This is a genomic window from Halalkalicoccus subterraneus, assembly GCF_003697815.1.
GTDB classification, from domain to species: Archaea; Halobacteriota; Halobacteria; order Halobacteriales; family Halalkalicoccaceae; genus Halalkalicoccus; species Halalkalicoccus subterraneus.
The window spans coordinates 19595-36686 of record NZ_RDQG01000033.1 but is presented as its reverse complement, the minus strand read 5'-3'; the positions used below and the strand labels follow the sequence as shown (position 1 = coordinate 36686).

Sequence of the window (17092 nt, the reverse complement as noted above, 5' to 3'; positions counted from 1 at the left end):
CGAGGCCGTCCTCGACATCGGCCTGCACACGGCGACGCCCGGCAACAAGGTGTTCGCCGTTCAGGAGGGCGCGATCGACGCGGGGCTCGACATCCCGCACAACGATAGCGTTCTCGCTGACTGGGATCGGACCCGCGGCGGGCACATCGCCGAGTACGCAGAGAGTCTCGACGAGCCGCTGTACAGCGGCGAGTTCGACGCAACGACGCTTCCCGAGCACTTTGACGAGGTTCGGGAGACCATCATGGAGGACTAACAATGGCACGAAACGACGGATGGGAGCCCGTGACACGTCTCGGCCGACTCGTCCGCGACGGCGAGATCGAGACGATGGACGAGGCGCTGAACTCGGGACTGCCGCTGAAGGAGGTCGAGGTCATCGACCAACTCCTTCCCGGTCTCGAAGACGAGGTGCTCGACATCAACATGGTCCAGCGGATGACCGACTCGGGTCGCCGGGTCAAGTTCCGCTGTGTCTGTGCGGTCGGCAACCGCGACGGCTACGTCGGCTACGCGGAGGGCCGCGACGACCAGGTCGGGGGCGCCATCCAGAAGGCGATCGGTATCGCGAAACTGAACATCATCTCGGTCGATCGCGGCAGCGGCTCGTGGGAGGACCGCGCGGGCGGCACCCACTCGCTGATGCGAAAGTCGACCGGCAAGGCGGGCTCGGTCACCGTCGAGATCCAGCCCGCACCCAAGGGTCTGGGCCTCGCGGCCGCCGAAACCGTCGCGAACATCCTCGAACTCGCCGGTATCGAGGACGCCTGGACGAAGAGCCACGGCAACACGCGCACGACGCTGAACCTCGCGAAGGCGACGTTCAACGCACTGGAGAACGCCTCCCAGTCGCGCACGCCCCAGCACGCGCTCGAACAGCGCCAGGAGGTGTCAGAGTGATGCAGGCGATCGTTCAACTGCGCGGCGAGGTCAACATGAACTACGAGGTCAAGGACACCCTCTCGATGCTCAACCTCCACCGCGTCAACCACTGCGCGCTCGTCCCCGAACACGAGACGTTCCGCGGAATGGTCTCGAAGGTCAACGACCACGTCGCCTACGGCGAACCCAGCCAGGACGTCGTCGAGACGTTGATCCGCACGCGGGCGGAGCCCGCCGAGGGTAGCGACGGGATCGACGACGAGTGGCTCGACGAGAACACGGAGTACGACTCCGTCGAGGCGCTCGCGGAGGCGCTACTCGCCGAGGAGACGACGCTTCGCGAGCAGGGGCTGACGCCCGTGCTCCGGCTCCACCCGCCGCGTGGCGGACACGAGGGGATCAAACACCCGGCCAGCGATGGCGGACAGCTCGGCAAACACACCACCGAGGAGATCGACGACCTCCTCACCGCGATGCGATAACCATGACGAACAAGAAAAATCGCCAGCGCGGCTCGCGAACCCACGGTGGCGGTACCCACAAGAACCGACGTGGTGCCGGCCACCGCGGTGGACGCGGTGCCGCCGGACGAAGCAAGCACGAGTTCCACAACTACGGGCCGCTCGGCAAACACGGCTTCAAGCGACCCGAGAAGGCGAAGGAGACGGTCCTGACGATCGACGTGCAGGAACTGGACGAAGACGTCGCGCTCTTGGTCGCCGACGACCTCGCAGAGGAGACCGACGACGGTTACGCGCTCGACGCACGCGACCTCGTCGAGGACGGCTACGACGCCGACGCCGTGAAGGTACTCGGCGGCGGGCAGGTCCGCACCAGCCTCGAGGTCACCGCGGACGCCTTCTCGGCCAGCGCGGTCGAGCTCATCGAGGAGAACGGGGGCGAGGCGATCGTCTCCGAGCGCGGCCAGGTCGACGAGGAGGCGGACGAGGAGAACTCAGAATCGGAAGATATTGAACCAACCGCTGACGAAGCGTAATCAATGAGCTGGAAGGAAGCCGCTGAACCGGTTCTCACACGAATGCCGGGCGTCACACGCCCCGAGGGGCACGTCCCCTTCAAGCGGAAGATGGGATGGACGCTCGGTGTGTTGTTAGTGTATTTTTTTCTGACGAACGTCTACCTCTGGGGACTCCCATCGGCCGGCGCAGGTCAGGACATCTTCGGGCAGTTTCGCTCGATATTGGCCGGTAGCCAGGGTACAATCCTACAGGTCGGAATCGGACCGATCGTCACCGCGAGTATCGTTCTCCAACTGCTCGGCGGTGCCGGACTGTTGGGGTTGGACACCAACGACCCGCGCGATCAGGTGCTCTATCAGGGTCTCCAGAAGCTGCTGGTGATCGTGATGGTCGCGCTGACCGCGTTTCCGATGGTGTTTCTCGGCGGCTTCCTTCCGGTGAGCCCCGAACTGGCGGCGACCTACGGTCAGATGACGATTCAGATGCTCATCTTCGCGCAGGTGTTCGTCGGCGGGATCCTCATCCTGTTTCTCGACGAGATCGTCTCGAAGTGGGGCGTCGGTAGCGGGATCGGCCTGTTCATCATCGCCGGCGTAAGCCAGCGCCTGCTCGGCGGGCTGTTCGCCTGGGGCGGGCTACCCGGTGAGGCGGGGATCATCCCGACGTGGTTCTCGATCCTCTTTGGCCAGGAATCCTTCCCGTCGCTGTTGACCGGCGAGGGGATCCAGGCGCTGTTTCTCGGTCAGGGGGCGTTGCTCGCGATCATCACGACGGTGTTCATCTTCGTGGTGGTCGTGTATGCCGAATCGGTGCGCGTGGAGATCCCCCTCTCACACGCCCGCGTGAAGGGCGCCCGGGGGCGATTCCCCGTGAAGCTCATCTACGCGAGCGTCCTGCCGATGATCCTCGTTCGGGCCGTACAGATGAACGTCCAGTTCCTGGGACGGATCCTGGATTCACAACTGGGCGGATCGATGCCCGCGTGGCTCGGCGTCTATGACGGTCAGGGTCAGCCCACGAGCGGGCTGTTTTACTACCTGAAGCCGATCCAATCGCCCGAGGAGTGGATGTGGTGGCTCGGCGAGGCGAGCCAGGCGGTCTGGCAGATCATGCTCCGGGTCGGGATCGACCTGGCGGTGATGGTCATCGGCGGGGCGATCTTCGCCATTTTCTGGGTCGAAACCACCGACATGGGGCCCGAGGCAACGGCACGCCAGATCCAGAACTCCGGTATGCAGATCCCCGGCTTCCGCCAGAACGTCGGCGTCTACGAGAAGGTCCTAGGGAGATATATCCCGCAGGTGACGGTCATCGGCGGGGCCTTGGTCGGTCTACTCGCCGTGATGGCGAACATGCTCGGCACCATCGGCGCGGTCTCCGGTACCGGACTGCTGCTTGCGGTGTCGATTACCTACAAGCTCTACGAGGAGATCGCCGAAGAGCAGATGATGGAGATGCACCCGATGATGCGCGAGATGTTCGGCGGCGGTCGCTGACTGACCTCTCTCTGACTCCTCTCGTTTTCAGTTGGTCCGTGGCTCACGAACCCGGTGACGCGTAGTCGGTACTGTCACCGATCCCCACACGGACTACGACGTTGAATTAGTCGATAGATATATTTAATATAAAATATATCTTATTCTATGGATAGGAGACGGTTCATCGAACTGGCGTCCGCAGCGGGAACGGGGATCGCGTTCGCGGGTTGTGTAGGGAGCGAGGGGACGGAAGACACCGAAGACGACGAGAGCGAACCGGACGCCGAGACGAGCGAGCAACCCAGCGGGGACGACGAAGGGGACCGGCCGGAGCCGGAAGGCGGTGACGGCCGTCCGTACACGCAGTACGATCTCGACGTTCACGATGAACGCGAAAACGGGGGACATCCCGTCTGGATCGACCGAAACGAGCGACTCTACGGGCGCAGCGGGGCGCGCGTACTGGTCAGCGACGACTGGTGGGAAACGACCGAGACGCTGTACTCCTTCGAGGAGGAGGGTACCAAGGAGGAGTACGTCAAGATGGTGCTCGTCCCCGATAGTGGACGAATCATCGCCGCGACCGGCGGACGGGGTGACGTCGGCGGGAAGATCCACCTCATCGACGAGGATCTCGGCGGAGCGGAAACGCTCTACCAGTTCGATTACGGGCGGATGTCGAACGAGTTCGGCCACGCTACCCACGAGGACATCGTCGTCATCTCGACGTACGCGCTCTCGGATTTCGAGGCGAACAGACATGCCAACGAGGTGATCCTCTCGACTGACGGCGGCAGATCCTTCGAGAAGGTCCTCGAACCCGAACTGGTCACCGAGGACGCGGCGAACCACCACATCCACGACGTGGAGTACGACCCCTACGCCGAGCGCATCTGGGTGGCCGTCGGCGACCACGGCAACTCCCAGATCTACTGGAGCGACGATCTGGGTGATTCGTGGGAGGAACTCGACGAACGGGGCGCCGTGACGATGATCACGCAGATCGCCGCGTTCAGAGACTGTGTCGCCTTCGGCACCGATGGCGTCCCCGAGGGGATCATTCGCTGGGCGCGCGACGGCCCGAACGACGAACCCGACGGCGTCGACGACCTCGTTCGCCCACACGTCCAGATCGAGACCGACCCCGACGACGACGTCATGGAGCTGTACGCGCGTCGTCGGTGGCACATCCGGGAGGACGACGGCCGCGAGCTGTGCCTGATGCCGTTTGGCTACTCGACCATGCACGATACGGCCGAGGATTCGGTCCTCCTTGCGAGCGTCGACGGCGACGAGTGGTACGAACTCCACCGCACCGAAACCCGCGATATCCTGCTGTCGAACGTGATGGGTCCGCTGTCGATGGACGGCGACCGGCGAACGCTCGTCGCCGACAGCTTCCAAGCGGGTGGCTACCAGATCGACGCGTCTGTCCCCGACTTCTGGAACTGAATGCTTCCGGTCGCCGGTCGGCTCGGTCTAATCGACCTGTGAGCTCGACGCGCGGTTCAGATACCGTATCGCGACTGCGCCCAAGACGAGATCCAGCGCGAGCAGGATCGCAACTGCCGGCACCAGCGTGTTCCAGATCCCGCCGAACGCCGAGACGTCGATGACGGCCAGGACGTCCTGACCGAGCATCAACGCCCGGACCGCGTCGACGCCGTAGGTGATCGGGTTGACCGTCGCGACCGCCCGCACCCAGCCCGGAAGGGCCTCGACGGGGAGGAACGCACTGGAGACGAACAGCAACGGGAACTGAAGCAGGTTCGCGCCGATGATGGTCGACTCCTGATCGCGGGTCACGAGCGCGACGATGTTCGAGAAGGCGGTAAACCAGACCGCGAAGACGATCGTGACGCCGATGATACCGAGCACGCCGAGCAGGCCGGTCTCGATGTAGGTACCGACCTCACCACCGGTATCGAGCCACAGTAGGCCGTAGCCCAGCGCGAGGATGATGACCGTCTGAACGACGATCCGAACCACTTCCGAGAGCGCCTTCCCGAGGAGCATCGCGCCCCGACTGATCGGCGAGACGAGCATCTTCTCGAACATCCCGCTTTCCATGTCGTCGACCAGCCCGATCCCCGAGCCGGCGGCCGCGACCAGCGCCGACTGGATCACGATCGCCGGAACGAGGAAGGTGATATAGCTGATCTCGCCGCCGAGCGCCCCCGCAAGCGCGTCGCCGGTGACCTGGCCGAACACCGTGGTGAACAACACCAGAAAGACGATCGGTTGGATCAGCGACGAGACCACCACGAACGGGTTGCGCGTCGTCTTGATCAACCAGCGCTTGAGGACGATCCAGACGTCGGCGAGAAAGCCGTTTCCGCGTCCGGCCGGTCGCTCCTCGGCGGTGCTCACTGGCCCACCTCGATTTCGGCTTCGGTCCCGGCGGGGGATCGCTCGTCGGAGCTATCGCTCGTGTCGTCGGCCGCCCTCTGATCGGTGATCGCGAGAAACACGTCGTCAAGCGTCGGCGAGCGGATGTCGAAGCCGACGACGGTGAATCCGGCGTCCCGAAGGGCTACCAGCAAGTCGGTCCCCGACCGGCGGGCGTGGTTGGACGTGATACTGAGCCCGTCCTCGGTGGTTTCGACCGATCCTCCCTCGAACAGACCGGACTCGGCTGCGACCCGGCGGGCGCGTTCGCGTTCCGTCTCGCTCGCGTCTTCGAGGGTGATCTCAAGGGCGTCGCCGCCGACCTGGGATTTGAGCGCGTCGGGCGAGTCCGTCGCGACGATTGTTCCATCTTGGATCACCGACAGCCGGTCACAGAGCTGGTCGGCCTCCTCGAGATACTGCGTGGTGAGAAAGACCGTCGTCCCCTGGCGGTTGATCTCGCGAAAGTACTCCCAGAGGTCGATGCGGGCCTTCGGGTCGAGGCCGGTGGTCGGCTCGTCGAGGAAGACCAGCGGCGGGCGATGTACCAGCGCCATCGCGACGTCCAAGCGCTTTTGCATCCCACCCGAGAAGCTCTCGGCGCGTTTGTCGGCGACGTCCGCGAGGTCGACGAGGTCGAGCAGTTCGTCGATCCGGGTGGCGCGCTCGTCGCGGGGGACGCCGTAGGCTTCGCAGGCGAAGCGAATGTTCTCGCGGGCGGTGAGTTCCTCGTCGATGCTGGTCTCCTGGGCCATGTAGCCGATGGAGGCGCGCACTGACCGGGGCTCCTCGACGACGTCGTAGCCGTTTACCGTTATCGACCCCGCCGTCGGCCGCAACAGAGTCGTCAGCGTCTTGATGGCCGTCGTCTTGCCCGCGCCGTTCGGCCCGAGAAATCCGAAGAACTCCCCCTCCGGGATCGTCAGATCGATCCCTCTCACCGCCTCGGTTCCGTCGGAGTAAGTCAGTTCGACGCCCGCTGCCTCGATCGTATTCATCCTCGGATAAAAGCGGATGGAAGGTGATATAGTTGTTGAATGAATATTCAATCAATATGACCCTGAGACGGTTCCGCGACGACCCCGAAGGGACCCGTGAGGCACTCATGGCGGCGACCTATCGCGCGTTATCCACCCATGGGTATGCGGATCTCACGATCGGCCGCATCGGTGAGGAGTTCGAGAAGAGTGTCTCCCTGATCTACCACCACTACGACGGGAAGGACGACCTGCTCGTTGATTTTTTGGGCTACCTGCTCGAGGAGTTCGAAACGGCCTCGGTAGTGGACGGCGACGCGGCCCCCGACGACCGACTCCGGCGGGCGCTCGAACTGGCTCGAACGGGTCCGTTGGACGACGATATCGAGCTTGCGCGCACTCTCGTGGAACTCCGGGCACAGGCCGCTCATGATCCGGACTACCGCGAGCAGTTCGACCGAACGGACCGCCTCTTTCGCGATCGGTACGCCGCCATCATTCGCTCGGGCGTCGAGCAGGGCGTCTTTCGGGACGTGAATCCCGAATCGACCGCCGAGTTCCTGGTGACGACCATCAACGGGGCGATCCTTCAGCGGGTAACGACCGGCCGGCCGGTCGACCCCGTCTTCGAGGGACTCGAAGGGTACGTGCGATCACACCTGCTGATCGGGGACGGTGATCGCGGCCCCACGTCACTCTGACCGTCGCGTCGTCTCCGGGCCGTCGGGCCGTACGGGATGACCGATGTCTAGCCACATCATAATAATGTGTTCTATCAGTGATATTCGGTATATGTCCCTCCAACACGACGCTGTCGATCGCGTTTCGGCGTACTACCGATTCAACGGTCTCGAACTCCGCGATGCGAGCTCCTCTGAGGCGTGGCTGTTCGCGGCCGATCCGGTCGAGATCGAGCAGTAAGCCCCTCTCAGACCTCACTCGCCCAGGCGACGTACTCGTCGGGCTGCCCGTAGACGTCACGGAAACACCGCTCGACGAAGGCGGCGATCCGCTCGTCGTCGGCGAACACCTGAACCCGAACGTTCGTCCCTTGTGCGTTCTCGGGACTGGTGAGTCCCTCGATCGAGAAGGCCGAAAACTCGTTCAGCAGCGATTCGAGGCGATCCAGTTCCGCGTCGGTGCAGTCGAGGTTCAGCGTGTCGCCGCCGACCTGCACCCACGCCGGATCGCCGTTACCGGCTTCGAACGTGCAGAACGGACTTTCGCGGGCCCGGTGGGCGGCTATCGCGTCCGCGAACAGGGTTCGGCGGTCCTCCTCGGAATCGGCGCTGAATCGCGTCATACTCCGACTACGCGAGCGCGAGTAAAAGGCCGACGGACTACAGGAGCAGGCGGACGACGGACAGCGTCACGACGCTTATCGTACAGAACGCACACAGGACGATCGCGATCGGCGTCAGGCCGCTTTCGCGCATTCGAGCCGGTCGGATCTCGAGTCCGAGCCCGACGAACGCGAGGACGAACAGCCAGTCGGAGACACGCCCGATCGACTCCAGCGAGGCGGAGGTCAACACCCCGGCGTTCGCGATGGCCGCGACCGACAGGAACCCGACGAGGAACTTCGGGAACTGCAGCCAGAGGCGTTTCACGCCGGGGTCGTTCGCCTTTCGCGTCGTGTAGGCGAGCGAATAGGCGACGACGACGGCTCCCAACAGCGTGTTGCGCGCGAGCTTCGTCACCGTTGCCCACTGGCCCGCCTCCGCCGAGTGGGCGAAACCCGCCGCGGCGACCGGGCCGGTGCTGAACATGCTCAAGCCCGCCCAGACGCCGAACTCCCGGCCGCTGAGTCCCAACAGATCTCCCAGAAACGGGTAGAGAACGAGGGTGATCGCATCGAACAGCACGATCGTCGCGGCCGCGTAGGTGAGCTGATCGCCCCGCGCGTCGACGACCTGTCCGACCGCTGCGACCGCCGAAACCCCACAGATGCTCGTGCCGGCGGCGAGCAACGAGGCGGACCGATCGTGCAGTCCGAACCCGTAGCGCGCGATCGCCTCCACGAGCAGGAGGCCGAACGCGACCGTTCCGATCACCAGCGCGATGACCAGCGGGCCGGCCCCGATCAGTTCCTCGATCGCGATCGACGCGCCGAGCAGGACGATCCCGGTCTCCAAGAAGAGCTTGTGGTTCTCGATGCCGCGGGCTGCCCACGGCGGAATGCCAACCAGATTGCCGAGCAGGACGCCCGCGACGATCGCGAGGACGAGGTCGTTGATCCCCGTCAGTGTCGCGATGCTCCGGGCCACGACACCGACGCCGAGAAGCGTCCCGATTCCCGGAAGATGCTGCCGGAATCCCATCAGATGATCTGGCGGAGCCACTGCAGTCCAACGACGGCGAGTCCGAGCGCGACCGCCCGCCATCCCCGGTCGAGTCGCGCCCAACGCTCGCCGATTCCGCCGCTCGATACCGGCTCGGCGTTCTCCGTCGATTTCATTCTCGGATGTATCCACCCACGTCTTTGCCTTCACCGTGTCGTTTTCTCCGCGAGTGTTGCCGGGGGCTCGGACGAGTCTCGTGGCCCGTTCTGAGTTCCTGTATCTCTTTAATGCTGGAGGGAAGAGGGGGGAGTATGGCACAGCCACAGATCCTGATCGTCGGTGCGCCGGGTGCGGGAAAGGGAACCCAGAGTTCGAACCTCGCCGATGAGTACGGGATCGAGCACGTCACGACGGGCGACGCGCTGCGCGCGAACAAGGACATGGAAACCGAACACGGCACCCCTCGGGAGTACATGGAGGCTGGCGAACTCGTCCCCGACGAACTGGTCAACGCGATCGTCCGCGAGGCGCTCGAATCGGCCAACGGCTACGTGCTGGACGGCTACCCGCGAAACGAATCCCAGGTCGAGTACCTCGAAGGGATCACCGACCTGGACGTGGTGCTGTATCTCGATGTCCCTGAGGACGAACTCGTCCACCGGCTGACTGGCCGTCGGGTCGACCCCGAGACGGGCGATAACTACCACACCGAGTACGACATGCCGGACGACGAGGAGATTCGAGAGCGGCTGATCCAGCGCGACGACGACACTGAGGACACCGTCAAGGAGCGCCTTCGCGTCTTCGAGGAAAACACCGAGCCGGTGATCGAACACTACGAGGACCACGGGGGCTTCGTCCGGATCGACGGCGAGCAGGCGCCCGACGAGGTCTGGAACGACATCAAGAGCGCGGTCGACGAGCGCGTCGAGTAAACAGGTTGATTAACGCCGGTTTCCTATCGGAGCGCAATGGGACGAACCGCGGAGAAGGTACAGACGCTGATCGAGGAAAACCCCGGCATGGAGCACGCCATCACGGTCGTGCTGCGGGAATCCAACGACGGCGATCGGGAGGTCGAGTGGGCAGACGTCCGCGACGATATCTCCAGCGGACAGTGGGGTCGGCTGATCGAGAAGGGGATCCTGGTCGACGGCTACGAGGGGTTCGAGGTCCGCGATCCCGAAGAGGTCCGGTCGGTCGTCGACGGCGACGCGGCGGGGACGGCGAGTCCGACGAGCGCCGGTACCGATGACGACGACGAGTCCAGTTGGACGAAATGGGACAAGATAGCCGCCGGCGGGGTCGCGCTGACGTTCCTGGGGTACGCGTGGGGACCCGCCCGCGACGCCATCGGCGGGACGATGAACATCGTGATCGGTCCGATCAGTGGGGTGTTGCCCTTCTATGCCGTGATCCTCATCCTCGCGCTGGTGACGGGGCTGTACTCCTCGCTGCTGCAGTCGAACCTGATGAACACCTCGAAGATGAGCGAGTATCAGGGCAAGATGAAGGCGATCCAGGACAAACGCGAGCGTGCCAAGGAGCGCGGCGACGAGGAGGCCATGGAGCGCATCCAGCAGGAGCAGATGGAGGCGATGGGCGAGCAGATGGGAATGCTCAAAGAGCAGTTCCGCCCGATGGTCTGGATCATGCTGTTTACCATCCCCGTGTTCCTCTGGATGTACTGGGCCATCGGGGCCCGAGGGGCGACGACCCACCTCCAGGACCTCGGCTCGGTCGTGATGCCGCTTGCTGGCGAAGTCGAGTGGACGAGCGGGGTCGTCGGGCCGATGCAGGCGTGGATCGTCTGGTACTTCGTCTGCTCGATGGCGTTCACCCAGATCCTTCGCAAATCGCTCAACGTCAGCACGACGCCGACGGCCTGAGCGGATAGAAACCTCTTTTACTCTCTCCCCGCGAGGGTGGATATGTTACTCACCGTTTCGGGCCCGCCCGGCAGTGGCAAGAGCACCGCCGCGGCCGGCTTGGCCGGGGCGCTCGGCTACGAGCACGTCAGCGGCGGCGACGTCTTCCGGGAGCTCGCCGCCGAACGAGGGCTCTCGCTCTCGGAGTTCAACGCGCTCGCAGAGGAGGACGACGCCATCGACCGGGACTTGGACCGCCGGCTTCGGGAGCTCGCCGCCGAACGCGACGACCTGATCCTCGAATCCCGGCTCGCGGGCTGGATGGCCGCCGAGTACGCCGATCTACGCCTCTGGCTCAACGCCCCGATCGACGTCCGGGCCGAACGCATCGCCGACCGCGAGGGAAAACCCGTCGAGCAGGCAAGAGAGGAGACGCGTTCGCGGGCAAAGAGCGAGGGCCTCCGATACGAGGAGTATTACGGGATCGACATCACCGACCTCTCGATCTACGATTTCGCGGTCAACACCGCCCGCTGGGGGCCCGAGGAGACGACCGACCTCCTCGTGACCGCCGCCGAGCGCTACGACCCGACGGGTGACGAGGGAGCCTTCCCCGTTACGGACGTTCGCTACGAGTTCTGATGGTTCGCGATCCACCTGACGATCGCGACCTCGATTCGCTCGTCGAGTTCGGCGTCGTCAACCTCGACAAGCCGCCCGGCCCCTCCGCCCACCAGGTCTCGGCGTGGATCCGGGACCTGCTTGGCGTCGAGAAGGCCGCCCACGCCGGGACGCTCGACCCGAAGGTGACCGGCTGTCTGCCCGTCATGACCGGCGCCGCGACCCGCCTTGCACCCGCGTTTCTCGAGGGGCACAAGGAGTACGTCGCAGTGCTCGAACTCCACGGTCCGGCTCCGACCGACATCGAGGCGGTGATCGGGGAATTCGAGGGCGCCCTCTACCAGAAGCCGCCGAAAAAGAGCGCGGTCGCCCGGCGGTTGCGGGTACGGACCGTCCACGAACTCGACCTGCTCGAAGTGCAGGACAGGAACGCCCTCCTCCGGATCCGGTGTGAGAGCGGGACGTACGTCAGAAAGCTCTGTCACGACATCGGCCTCGCGCTGGGGACCGGCGCACACATGGGCCACCTCCGGCGAACGGGGACGACGCCGTTCGACGACGCCTCGTTGGTCTCGCTGTACGATCTGGCCGACGCGATCGCCTTCGCCGAGGAGGGCGACGAGGGGCCCCTCAGGGAGGTCATCGACCCCGGCGAGCGCGCCCTGTCGCATCTCCCGCGAGTGACGATCGCGCCGAATGCGGCCCACGAGGTGGCACACGGCGCGCAGGTGTACGCGCCGGGCGTCATCGACGCGGAGGGCGATCCCGACACGGAGCCGCTGGTCGCCTGCTACACGCCGGACGGCTCGGCGATCTGTCTCGGGCGGCTCGTGGGCGATCACGACGCGGATTCGGATCGAGTCGTCGCCCTCGAACGCGTGCTGGTCTAGCCGAGGAACTCGACGACCGGTCCGACTCGCGGCCCGGCCCGTGCCAGTGACGGGTCCCGCGATCCCTCCCGCGGGCGACCCCCCGAAGCTCGGAAAGCGACACCCTTAATTAACCGACGGTCGTTGTCCGAGATGCGGGACCGTGGGGTAGTGGTATCCTCTGCGGATGGGGTCCGTAGGACCTGAGTTCGACTCTCAGCGGTCCCACTTCTTCGAAGGAAAACGGAAACGGAGAGCGACCGGTGTGAGCGACTGTGATCTCAGTCCCACCGGGACGCCGTTCTGCGAGCCGTCGAACCGGTCGTCGACTGCCTTTCCATACCGAGCAGTCCCGTCCGTTTCGACCCACCGATGGCCGGTAGCCTTCATCGGTCGCCCTACCCGGACCCGGCACACGGGGAACGCGAGGCATATACGTCGACGGCCGAGTAACGCTACCAAGTCCATCAAATGGATCGAACGGTACTCGACGGTTTCGTCGGAACCGCATCCGGGAACGCGCTCGCAGCGTGGGGGCTCATCGGGTTCGTCCTCGCGGTCGCCTTGGGGAGCCTGTTCGACGGTGATCTGCTGTGGGCCTGCTTTGCGGGGTTCGTCGGGACGCTGGCGGTGCTGCCCGCGGTCGCCTTCCGGAGCGTACGAACGACGCCCCCGTGGGAGGTGCTCGCGCTCGCCTCGATTCCCCTGATCGGCCGGGCGTTCGGTCGCGGCGAGGTCAGCGAGTTCGCGACCTACCTCTCAGTGGCGGCCATCGCGCTGCTGGTCGCAGTCGAGATCCACGCGTTCACGTCCGTTAGGATGTCCCCGAGTTTCGCCGTCGCGTTCGTCGTCATCGCCACGATGGCGACGGCCGGTGCGTGGGCCGTGGTTCGCTGGATCGCCGACCTGTATCTCGCGACGGGGTTTCTCGGGAGCGAGGAGGCACTCATGTGGGAGTTCGTCGCCTCGACGGCCGCCGGGTTCGTCGCCGGGATCGTCTTCGAGCTGTACTTCCGGCGGCGCTCGCGCGTTCTCTCGCGGGTCACGGGCGGTGAGACCCCGTGAACCTCCGGGACCGACTCGGACTCTCGTCGGCACACCAGCGCTACCTCGCGTGGCTCATGGAACTATCGCTCGTCGGGATGTTCTTCATCGGGTTGGAGCGCGGCGCGACGGGCGTTCTCGTCAACACGGGCGTGGCGCTCGTGGTGACGCAGCTCCCGCCACTGCTCAAACGCGAGTACGGGATCACGATGGACGCCGGGCTGATCCTCTGGATCACCGCCGCCGTGTTCCTTCACGCCCTCGGCACCGTGGGTCTGCCCGGAAGCCCACTCAACCTGTATCGAACGGTCTGGTGGTGGGATCACCTCACGCATGGGCTGTCCGCCTCGGTCGTCGCCGCCGTCGGCTACGCCGCCGCCCGGGCGGTCGACCTCCACACCGAGGACGTTCACCTCCCCCCGCGGTTCATGTTCGTGTTCATCCTCCTGTTCGTGCTCGCCTTTGGCGTCTTCTGGGAGGTCATCGAGTTCGCCCTCGGGTCGATCGGCCCGGCGCTCGGGTTCGGCTCGGTTCTGACACAGTACGGTCTCGAGGACACGATGCTCGATCTCGTGTTCAACACGATCGGCGCGATCGTCGTCGCGATCTGGGGCACCTCTCACCTCAACGACCTCGTCGACTCGATCGCGGCTCACTTCGAGACGCGCTGAACCGTCGCGAATCGCTTATCGTTGCGGGCGTCGTTGGGACGGTATGTTCGTCGGGCACGCGATGCTGGCGTTCGCCCTGGTCGCCGGCGGCGCACACCGCCTTGGGCACGACCGCGAGCGCGCGCTCGTTCTCGGCCTCCTCGGCGGGGCGTTCGCGACGATCCCCGACGTCGACATGCTGTACGCGCTATCGGGACTGGTCGGCGAGTCCGGCGCCGTTTCCGGCTTCTGGAGCGCGAGCACGCTCGTCCACCGCGTGCTCACCCACTCGCTTCCGGTCGGGCTTGCGAGCGCCGTCGGGGTCGCGCTCTGGGCGCGCGGTATCTCGGCTCCGTCCCGGTTCGGGTCGTGGCGGCTCGCGGGACTTGCGGTGTTGGTCGGGGTCGTCCTCACCGGGATTTCGAGCGGACCGCTCGGGCTCGCCGTGATGGCAGCGTTCGTCCTCGCCGGGCTCGCGGTCGCGACCGCGGCCGTCCGTAGCGGCGGGTTCGGCCCCCGATCGATCGGCGCGGCGGCGCTGGTCGGGCTGTTGAGCCACCCGTTCGGTGACCTCTTCACCGGCGAGCCGCCGCTGTTTCTCTACCCGTTCGACGTCCGGTTTCTCGACGGTCGCGTCCTCCTGAGCACGGACCCGACGCTCCACCTGCTCGGAACGTTCGGCCTCGAACTGGCGACGATCTGGTTGGCCGTCCTCGTCTACTGTCGGCTGGCCGACTGTTCAGTCCGCGAGCACGTCCAGTGGCGCGCGACCCTCGGAATCGTCTACGTGGGCGCCGTGCTCGCGCTTCCGGCGCCGACCGTCGACTCGGCCTACCGGTTCGTCGTCGGCGTCCTCGGGGTCGGCATCGTCGGCCCCGCACCCCTCGTGCGCCGCGCGTACAGACCGGGCTCGGGCCGGTCGGCACTCGGCCTCGGCCGCCCCCGTCCGTCAGCGGAGGGGGTTCTGACGCCGGTTCTCACCGCGCTCGCGACGATCACGGTCGCCGCACTCTCGTTCGGTATCGGCTACGCGCTGCTGTGAGCGGACTCCATCTCAGGACGTTTATCCCCGGTGGGACCTACCAGTCGGTTGATGACTGTGCCCCGCTTCTCCCGTCGGACCGTCCTCCGAACCGCCGGTGGTGCCCTCGCGGCGACCGTCGCCGGCTGTATCGGAGGGGGTGGAAACGACTCCACGAACGAACCCGACGACACGACGAACGGGTCCGACGACCCGCCCGAAACCGAACGGGAGACACACGCGATGATGGAAGGAACGGCGTACGAGACGAGCGTCCACGTCCTGCGCGCGGGTGACGGCCCCACGGGTATGGTCCTCGGGGGCGTCCACGGCAACGAGACCGGCGGGGTCGAGGGTGCCCGAACCGTCACCGAGTACGACCTCGCCGGCGGGCGACTGGTCGTGATCCCCGAGGCGAACAAGCCGGCCGTCGACGAGGAAACCCGCCACGGCCCGGATGGCGACCTGAACCGGCAGTTCCCGGTCGGCGAGGCACCGACGACGGGGATCGCCCGCGGGCTCTGGGACGAAATAACTGAGTACGAGCCCGACTGCCTGATCGACATGCACACCTCCCGGGGGATCATCGGCGTCGATGACGGTGCAGTCGGCCAGATGATCTTCCCGTCCTCGGTCGAGGGCGCGACCAGGGACGCGGCGACCGCGGCCGAGTACATGAACGAGGAGGTGATGACGGCGTTCCTCGAGGAGAACCCGGAGTACGCCTTCCAGTCGGGAACGGTCAGCGGGTCGGAGATCGAACAGAGCAACGAGGAGCGGCTGATGGCCGTGATGAAAGCGGGAGCGGACCTCGGGACGACGGGGTGGATCACCGAGGTCACCTACAAGGGTCTCGACCTCGACCAGCAGGCGTTCCTCCACGACCGGCTGGCGGTCCGGCTGCTCGCCGAAAACGGCCTCGAAGTCGAAAGCCCGCTTGCGGGCGAATCCTTCCAGTCGCTATAGCTCGATGCGATCGCCCGACTCGGCGGCCTCGTAGACGCCCTCGATCGCCCGGATGTCTACCGCCCCGTGCTCGCCACCGGGCACCGGATCGGCGCCGGTCAGCAGACAGTACGCGAAGTAATCGACCTCCTTGAGCATCGTCTCGCAGTAGTCGCTTCCCTCGGTCGCGGGGATCGCCTGCTCGGTCGTCCACCAGCCATCCCGACCATCGCGAGGCGGACCGTCCCTTCGGGTCGCCCGTCCTCCCAGTCGCGCGCGTCGAACCCGCTCAAAAATCCCTCGACGGACATAGCCGCGCGTTCGGCCGCCGGATGCTTATACGTGGCGTGGCCTGCCGACCCGACGTCCGCCGAGACACACCTGTTATATCGGTCCGTCGTAAACGGTCATCCGAATGGTCAGGGATCCGTTCGCCGAGGGGACCGAACCCGAACTGACGACGGTTCTCGAAGCGCTCTGTGACGACGACTGCCGGGAGATCGCCGAAACAGTCGAGAGCGCGATGACCGCGAGCGAACTGAGCGAGGCCTGCGACGTTCCGTTGTCGACGACCTATCGCAAACTGGATACGATGACCGAGGCGACGCTGCTGGAGGAGTCGATCGAGATCCGGGCCGACGGCAGACACACCAGCCGGTATCGCCTCGCCTTCGAGGAGGTGTTGCTCTCGATCGACGAGGACCGTCGGTTCGAACTGACGATCACCCGACCCGCGCGAACCGCCGACGAGCGCCTCGCGTCGCTCTGGTCGGAGGTCAAGGAGGGACTCTGATGGTCCACGAATCGGCCCCCGAGTGGGTGACGATCGCCCTGGTGGTCGTCAAGACGCTGACGGTCGTCGCGGGCGGGGCGGTCACCTACTTCGCGTACAGGGCCTCTCGGCGCACGCGGAGTCGATCGCTCGGGTTCCTCGCGGCAGGCTTCGCGCTCGTGACCCTTGGGAGCGCGCTGGCCGGTTTCGCCTTCGAGATCCTCGACGTCTGGCTCGGGCTGGGCGTGCTCGTCGAGGGGCTGTTCGTGCTTGCCGGCTTCTCGTTGATCGCCTACTCGCTGCTCGTCGAGTGAC

Annotated in this window: 23 protein-coding genes, 1 tRNA gene and 1 pseudogene; 19 read left to right on the top strand and 6 right to left on the bottom strand. The window is 65.6% G+C overall.

Translation table 11 applies throughout. From position 1 onward, the window contains the following. The 6 genes and pseudogenes from rpl18p to EAO80_RS08945 form a co-directional block, all read left to right on the top strand. Window positions 1–256, top strand: a pseudogene (gene rpl18p / locus EAO80_RS08970) (50S ribosomal protein L18); the annotation flags it as partial. A gap of 2 nt (window positions 257–258) precedes the next feature. Further along, complete coding sequence (locus EAO80_RS08965) at window positions 259–900, top strand: 30S ribosomal protein S5 (protein ID WP_122089577.1); 642 nt, start codon at window positions 259–261, stop codon at window positions 898–900. After that, window positions 900–1364: a 50S ribosomal protein L30 gene (gene rpmD, locus EAO80_RS08960; RefSeq protein ID WP_122089576.1), complete on the top strand. Its 465-nt coding sequence runs from the start codon at window positions 900–902 to the stop codon at window positions 1362–1364. The genes EAO80_RS08965 and rpmD overlap by 1 nt, the downstream gene beginning before the upstream one ends. Before the next feature lie 2 nt (window positions 1365–1366). Further along, entirely contained in the window at window positions 1367–1879 is a 513-nt protein-coding gene (locus EAO80_RS08955; RefSeq protein WP_122089575.1) for an uL15m family ribosomal protein, read from the top strand. 3 nt (window positions 1880–1882) lie between these two features. Further along, on the top strand, window positions 1883–3358 hold the full coding sequence (gene secY / locus EAO80_RS08950; RefSeq protein WP_122089574.1) for a preprotein translocase subunit SecY: 1476 nt from the start codon (window positions 1883–1885) through the stop codon (window positions 3356–3358). A gap of 147 nt (window positions 3359–3505) precedes the next feature. Next, window positions 3506–4792: a beta propeller repeat protein gene (locus EAO80_RS08945; RefSeq protein WP_122089573.1), complete on the top strand. Its 1287-nt coding sequence runs from the start codon at window positions 3506–3508 to the stop codon at window positions 4790–4792. A gap of 27 nt (window positions 4793–4819) precedes the next feature. Here EAO80_RS08945 and EAO80_RS08940 read toward each other — a convergent pair whose 3' ends face one another. Both EAO80_RS08940 and EAO80_RS08935 read right to left on the bottom strand, forming a co-directional pair. Further along, complete coding sequence (locus tag EAO80_RS08940; RefSeq protein WP_122089572.1) at window positions 4820–5710, bottom strand: ABC transporter permease; 891 nt, start codon at window positions 5708–5710, stop codon at window positions 4820–4822. Next, window positions 5707–6726 (bottom strand): ABC transporter ATP-binding protein, encoded by a 1020-nt coding sequence (locus EAO80_RS08935; protein ID WP_122089571.1) that lies wholly within the window; start codon window positions 6724–6726, stop codon window positions 5707–5709. The genes EAO80_RS08940 and EAO80_RS08935 overlap by 4 nt, the downstream gene beginning before the upstream one ends. 56 nt (window positions 6727–6782) lie before the next feature. On the opposite strand from EAO80_RS08935, the gene EAO80_RS08930 reads away from it, so the two are divergent. Continuing rightward, window positions 6783–7406 (top strand): TetR/AcrR family transcriptional regulator, encoded by a 624-nt coding sequence (locus tag EAO80_RS08930; RefSeq protein WP_122089570.1) that lies wholly within the window; start codon window positions 6783–6785, stop codon window positions 7404–7406. Between the two features lie 91 nt (window positions 7407–7497). Next, window positions 7498–7626: a hypothetical protein gene (locus EAO80_RS20610; RefSeq protein WP_281273027.1), complete on the top strand. Its 129-nt coding sequence runs from the start codon at window positions 7498–7500 to the stop codon at window positions 7624–7626. Between the two features lie 7 nt (window positions 7627–7633). On the opposite strand, the gene EAO80_RS08925 is transcribed toward EAO80_RS20610, so the two are convergent. From EAO80_RS08925 to EAO80_RS19650, 3 genes are read right to left on the bottom strand one after another with little or no spacing between them, the layout of a single operon-like run. Next, window positions 7634–8008 carry a hypothetical protein gene (locus EAO80_RS08925; RefSeq protein ID WP_122089569.1) on the bottom strand — a complete coding sequence of 125 codons (375 nt, stop codon included), beginning with the start codon at window positions 8006–8008 and terminating at the stop codon, window positions 7634–7636. Between the two features lie 37 nt (window positions 8009–8045). Then, complete coding sequence (locus EAO80_RS08920; RefSeq protein WP_122089568.1) at window positions 8046–9026, bottom strand: YeiH family protein; 981 nt, start codon at window positions 9024–9026, stop codon at window positions 8046–8048. Further along, window positions 9026–9163 carry a hypothetical protein gene (locus EAO80_RS19650; protein ID WP_162993938.1) on the bottom strand — a complete coding sequence of 46 codons (138 nt, stop codon included), beginning with the start codon at window positions 9161–9163 and terminating at the stop codon, window positions 9026–9028. The genes EAO80_RS08920 and EAO80_RS19650 overlap by 1 nt, the downstream gene beginning before the upstream one ends. 135 nt (window positions 9164–9298) lie before the next feature. On the opposite strand from EAO80_RS19650, the gene EAO80_RS08915 reads away from it, so the two are divergent. The 9 genes from EAO80_RS08915 to EAO80_RS08875 all read left to right on the top strand — a co-directional run bounded on the left by EAO80_RS08915 (window position 9299) and on the right by EAO80_RS08875 (window position 16026). Beyond that, entirely contained in the window at window positions 9299–9922 is a 624-nt protein-coding gene (locus EAO80_RS08915; protein ID WP_122089581.1) for an adenylate kinase, read from the top strand. Between the two features lie 36 nt (window positions 9923–9958). Further along, window positions 9959–10876, top strand: coding sequence for a DUF106 domain-containing protein (locus tag EAO80_RS08910; RefSeq protein ID WP_122089567.1), 918 nt, complete (start codon window positions 9959–9961; stop codon window positions 10874–10876). A gap of 42 nt (window positions 10877–10918) precedes the next feature. Beyond that, window positions 10919–11497: a (d)CMP kinase gene (gene cmk / locus EAO80_RS08905; RefSeq protein ID WP_122089566.1), complete on the top strand. Its 579-nt coding sequence runs from the start codon at window positions 10919–10921 to the stop codon at window positions 11495–11497. Next, a complete protein-coding gene (locus tag EAO80_RS08900; protein WP_122089565.1) occupies window positions 11497–12366 on the top strand; it encodes an RNA-guided pseudouridylation complex pseudouridine synthase subunit Cbf5 in 870 nt (289 codons plus the stop codon). Before cmk ends, EAO80_RS08900 begins: the two co-directional genes overlap by 1 nt. A 136-nt stretch (window positions 12367–12502) precedes the next feature. Further along, a tRNA-Pro gene (locus EAO80_RS08895) sits at window positions 12503–12573 on the top strand. A 243-nt stretch (window positions 12574–12816) separates the two neighbouring features. Beyond that, window positions 12817–13410, top strand: a complete 594-nt coding sequence (locus EAO80_RS08890) for a hypothetical protein (RefSeq protein ID WP_122089564.1) — start codon at window positions 12817–12819, stop codon at window positions 13408–13410. After that, window positions 13407–14060 (top strand): hypothetical protein, encoded by a 654-nt coding sequence (locus EAO80_RS08885; RefSeq protein WP_122089563.1) that lies wholly within the window; start codon window positions 13407–13409, stop codon window positions 14058–14060. Before EAO80_RS08890 ends, EAO80_RS08885 begins: the two co-directional genes overlap by 4 nt. 43 nt (window positions 14061–14103) lie before the next feature. Next, complete coding sequence (locus tag EAO80_RS08880) at window positions 14104–15081, top strand: metal-dependent hydrolase (RefSeq protein WP_122089562.1); 978 nt, start codon at window positions 14104–14106, stop codon at window positions 15079–15081. Window positions 15082–15132: 51 nt separating this feature from the next. Continuing rightward, window positions 15133–16026, top strand: coding sequence for a M14 family metallopeptidase (locus EAO80_RS08875; RefSeq protein WP_122089561.1), 894 nt, complete (start codon window positions 15133–15135; stop codon window positions 16024–16026). On the opposite strand, the gene EAO80_RS19645 is transcribed toward EAO80_RS08875, so the two are convergent. Next, on the bottom strand, window positions 16021–16164 hold the full coding sequence (locus EAO80_RS19645; protein ID WP_162993937.1) for a hypothetical protein: 144 nt from the start codon (window positions 16162–16164) through the stop codon (window positions 16021–16023). The two genes, EAO80_RS08875 and EAO80_RS19645, sit on opposite strands and share 6 nt — an antisense overlap. A gap of 256 nt (window positions 16165–16420) precedes the next feature. On the opposite strand from EAO80_RS19645, the gene EAO80_RS08870 reads away from it, so the two are divergent. Both EAO80_RS08870 and EAO80_RS08865 read left to right on the top strand, forming a co-directional pair. Beyond that, a complete protein-coding gene (locus tag EAO80_RS08870; RefSeq protein ID WP_122089560.1) occupies window positions 16421–16798 on the top strand; it encodes a helix-turn-helix domain-containing protein in 378 nt (125 codons plus the stop codon). After that, the gene (locus EAO80_RS08865) at window positions 16798–17091 is read left to right on the top strand and encodes a DUF7521 family protein (RefSeq protein WP_122089559.1); all 294 of its coding nucleotides are present in this window, start codon (window positions 16798–16800) and stop codon (window positions 17089–17091) included. The genes EAO80_RS08870 and EAO80_RS08865 overlap by 1 nt, the downstream gene beginning before the upstream one ends. Window position 17092 lies beyond the last annotated feature (1 nt).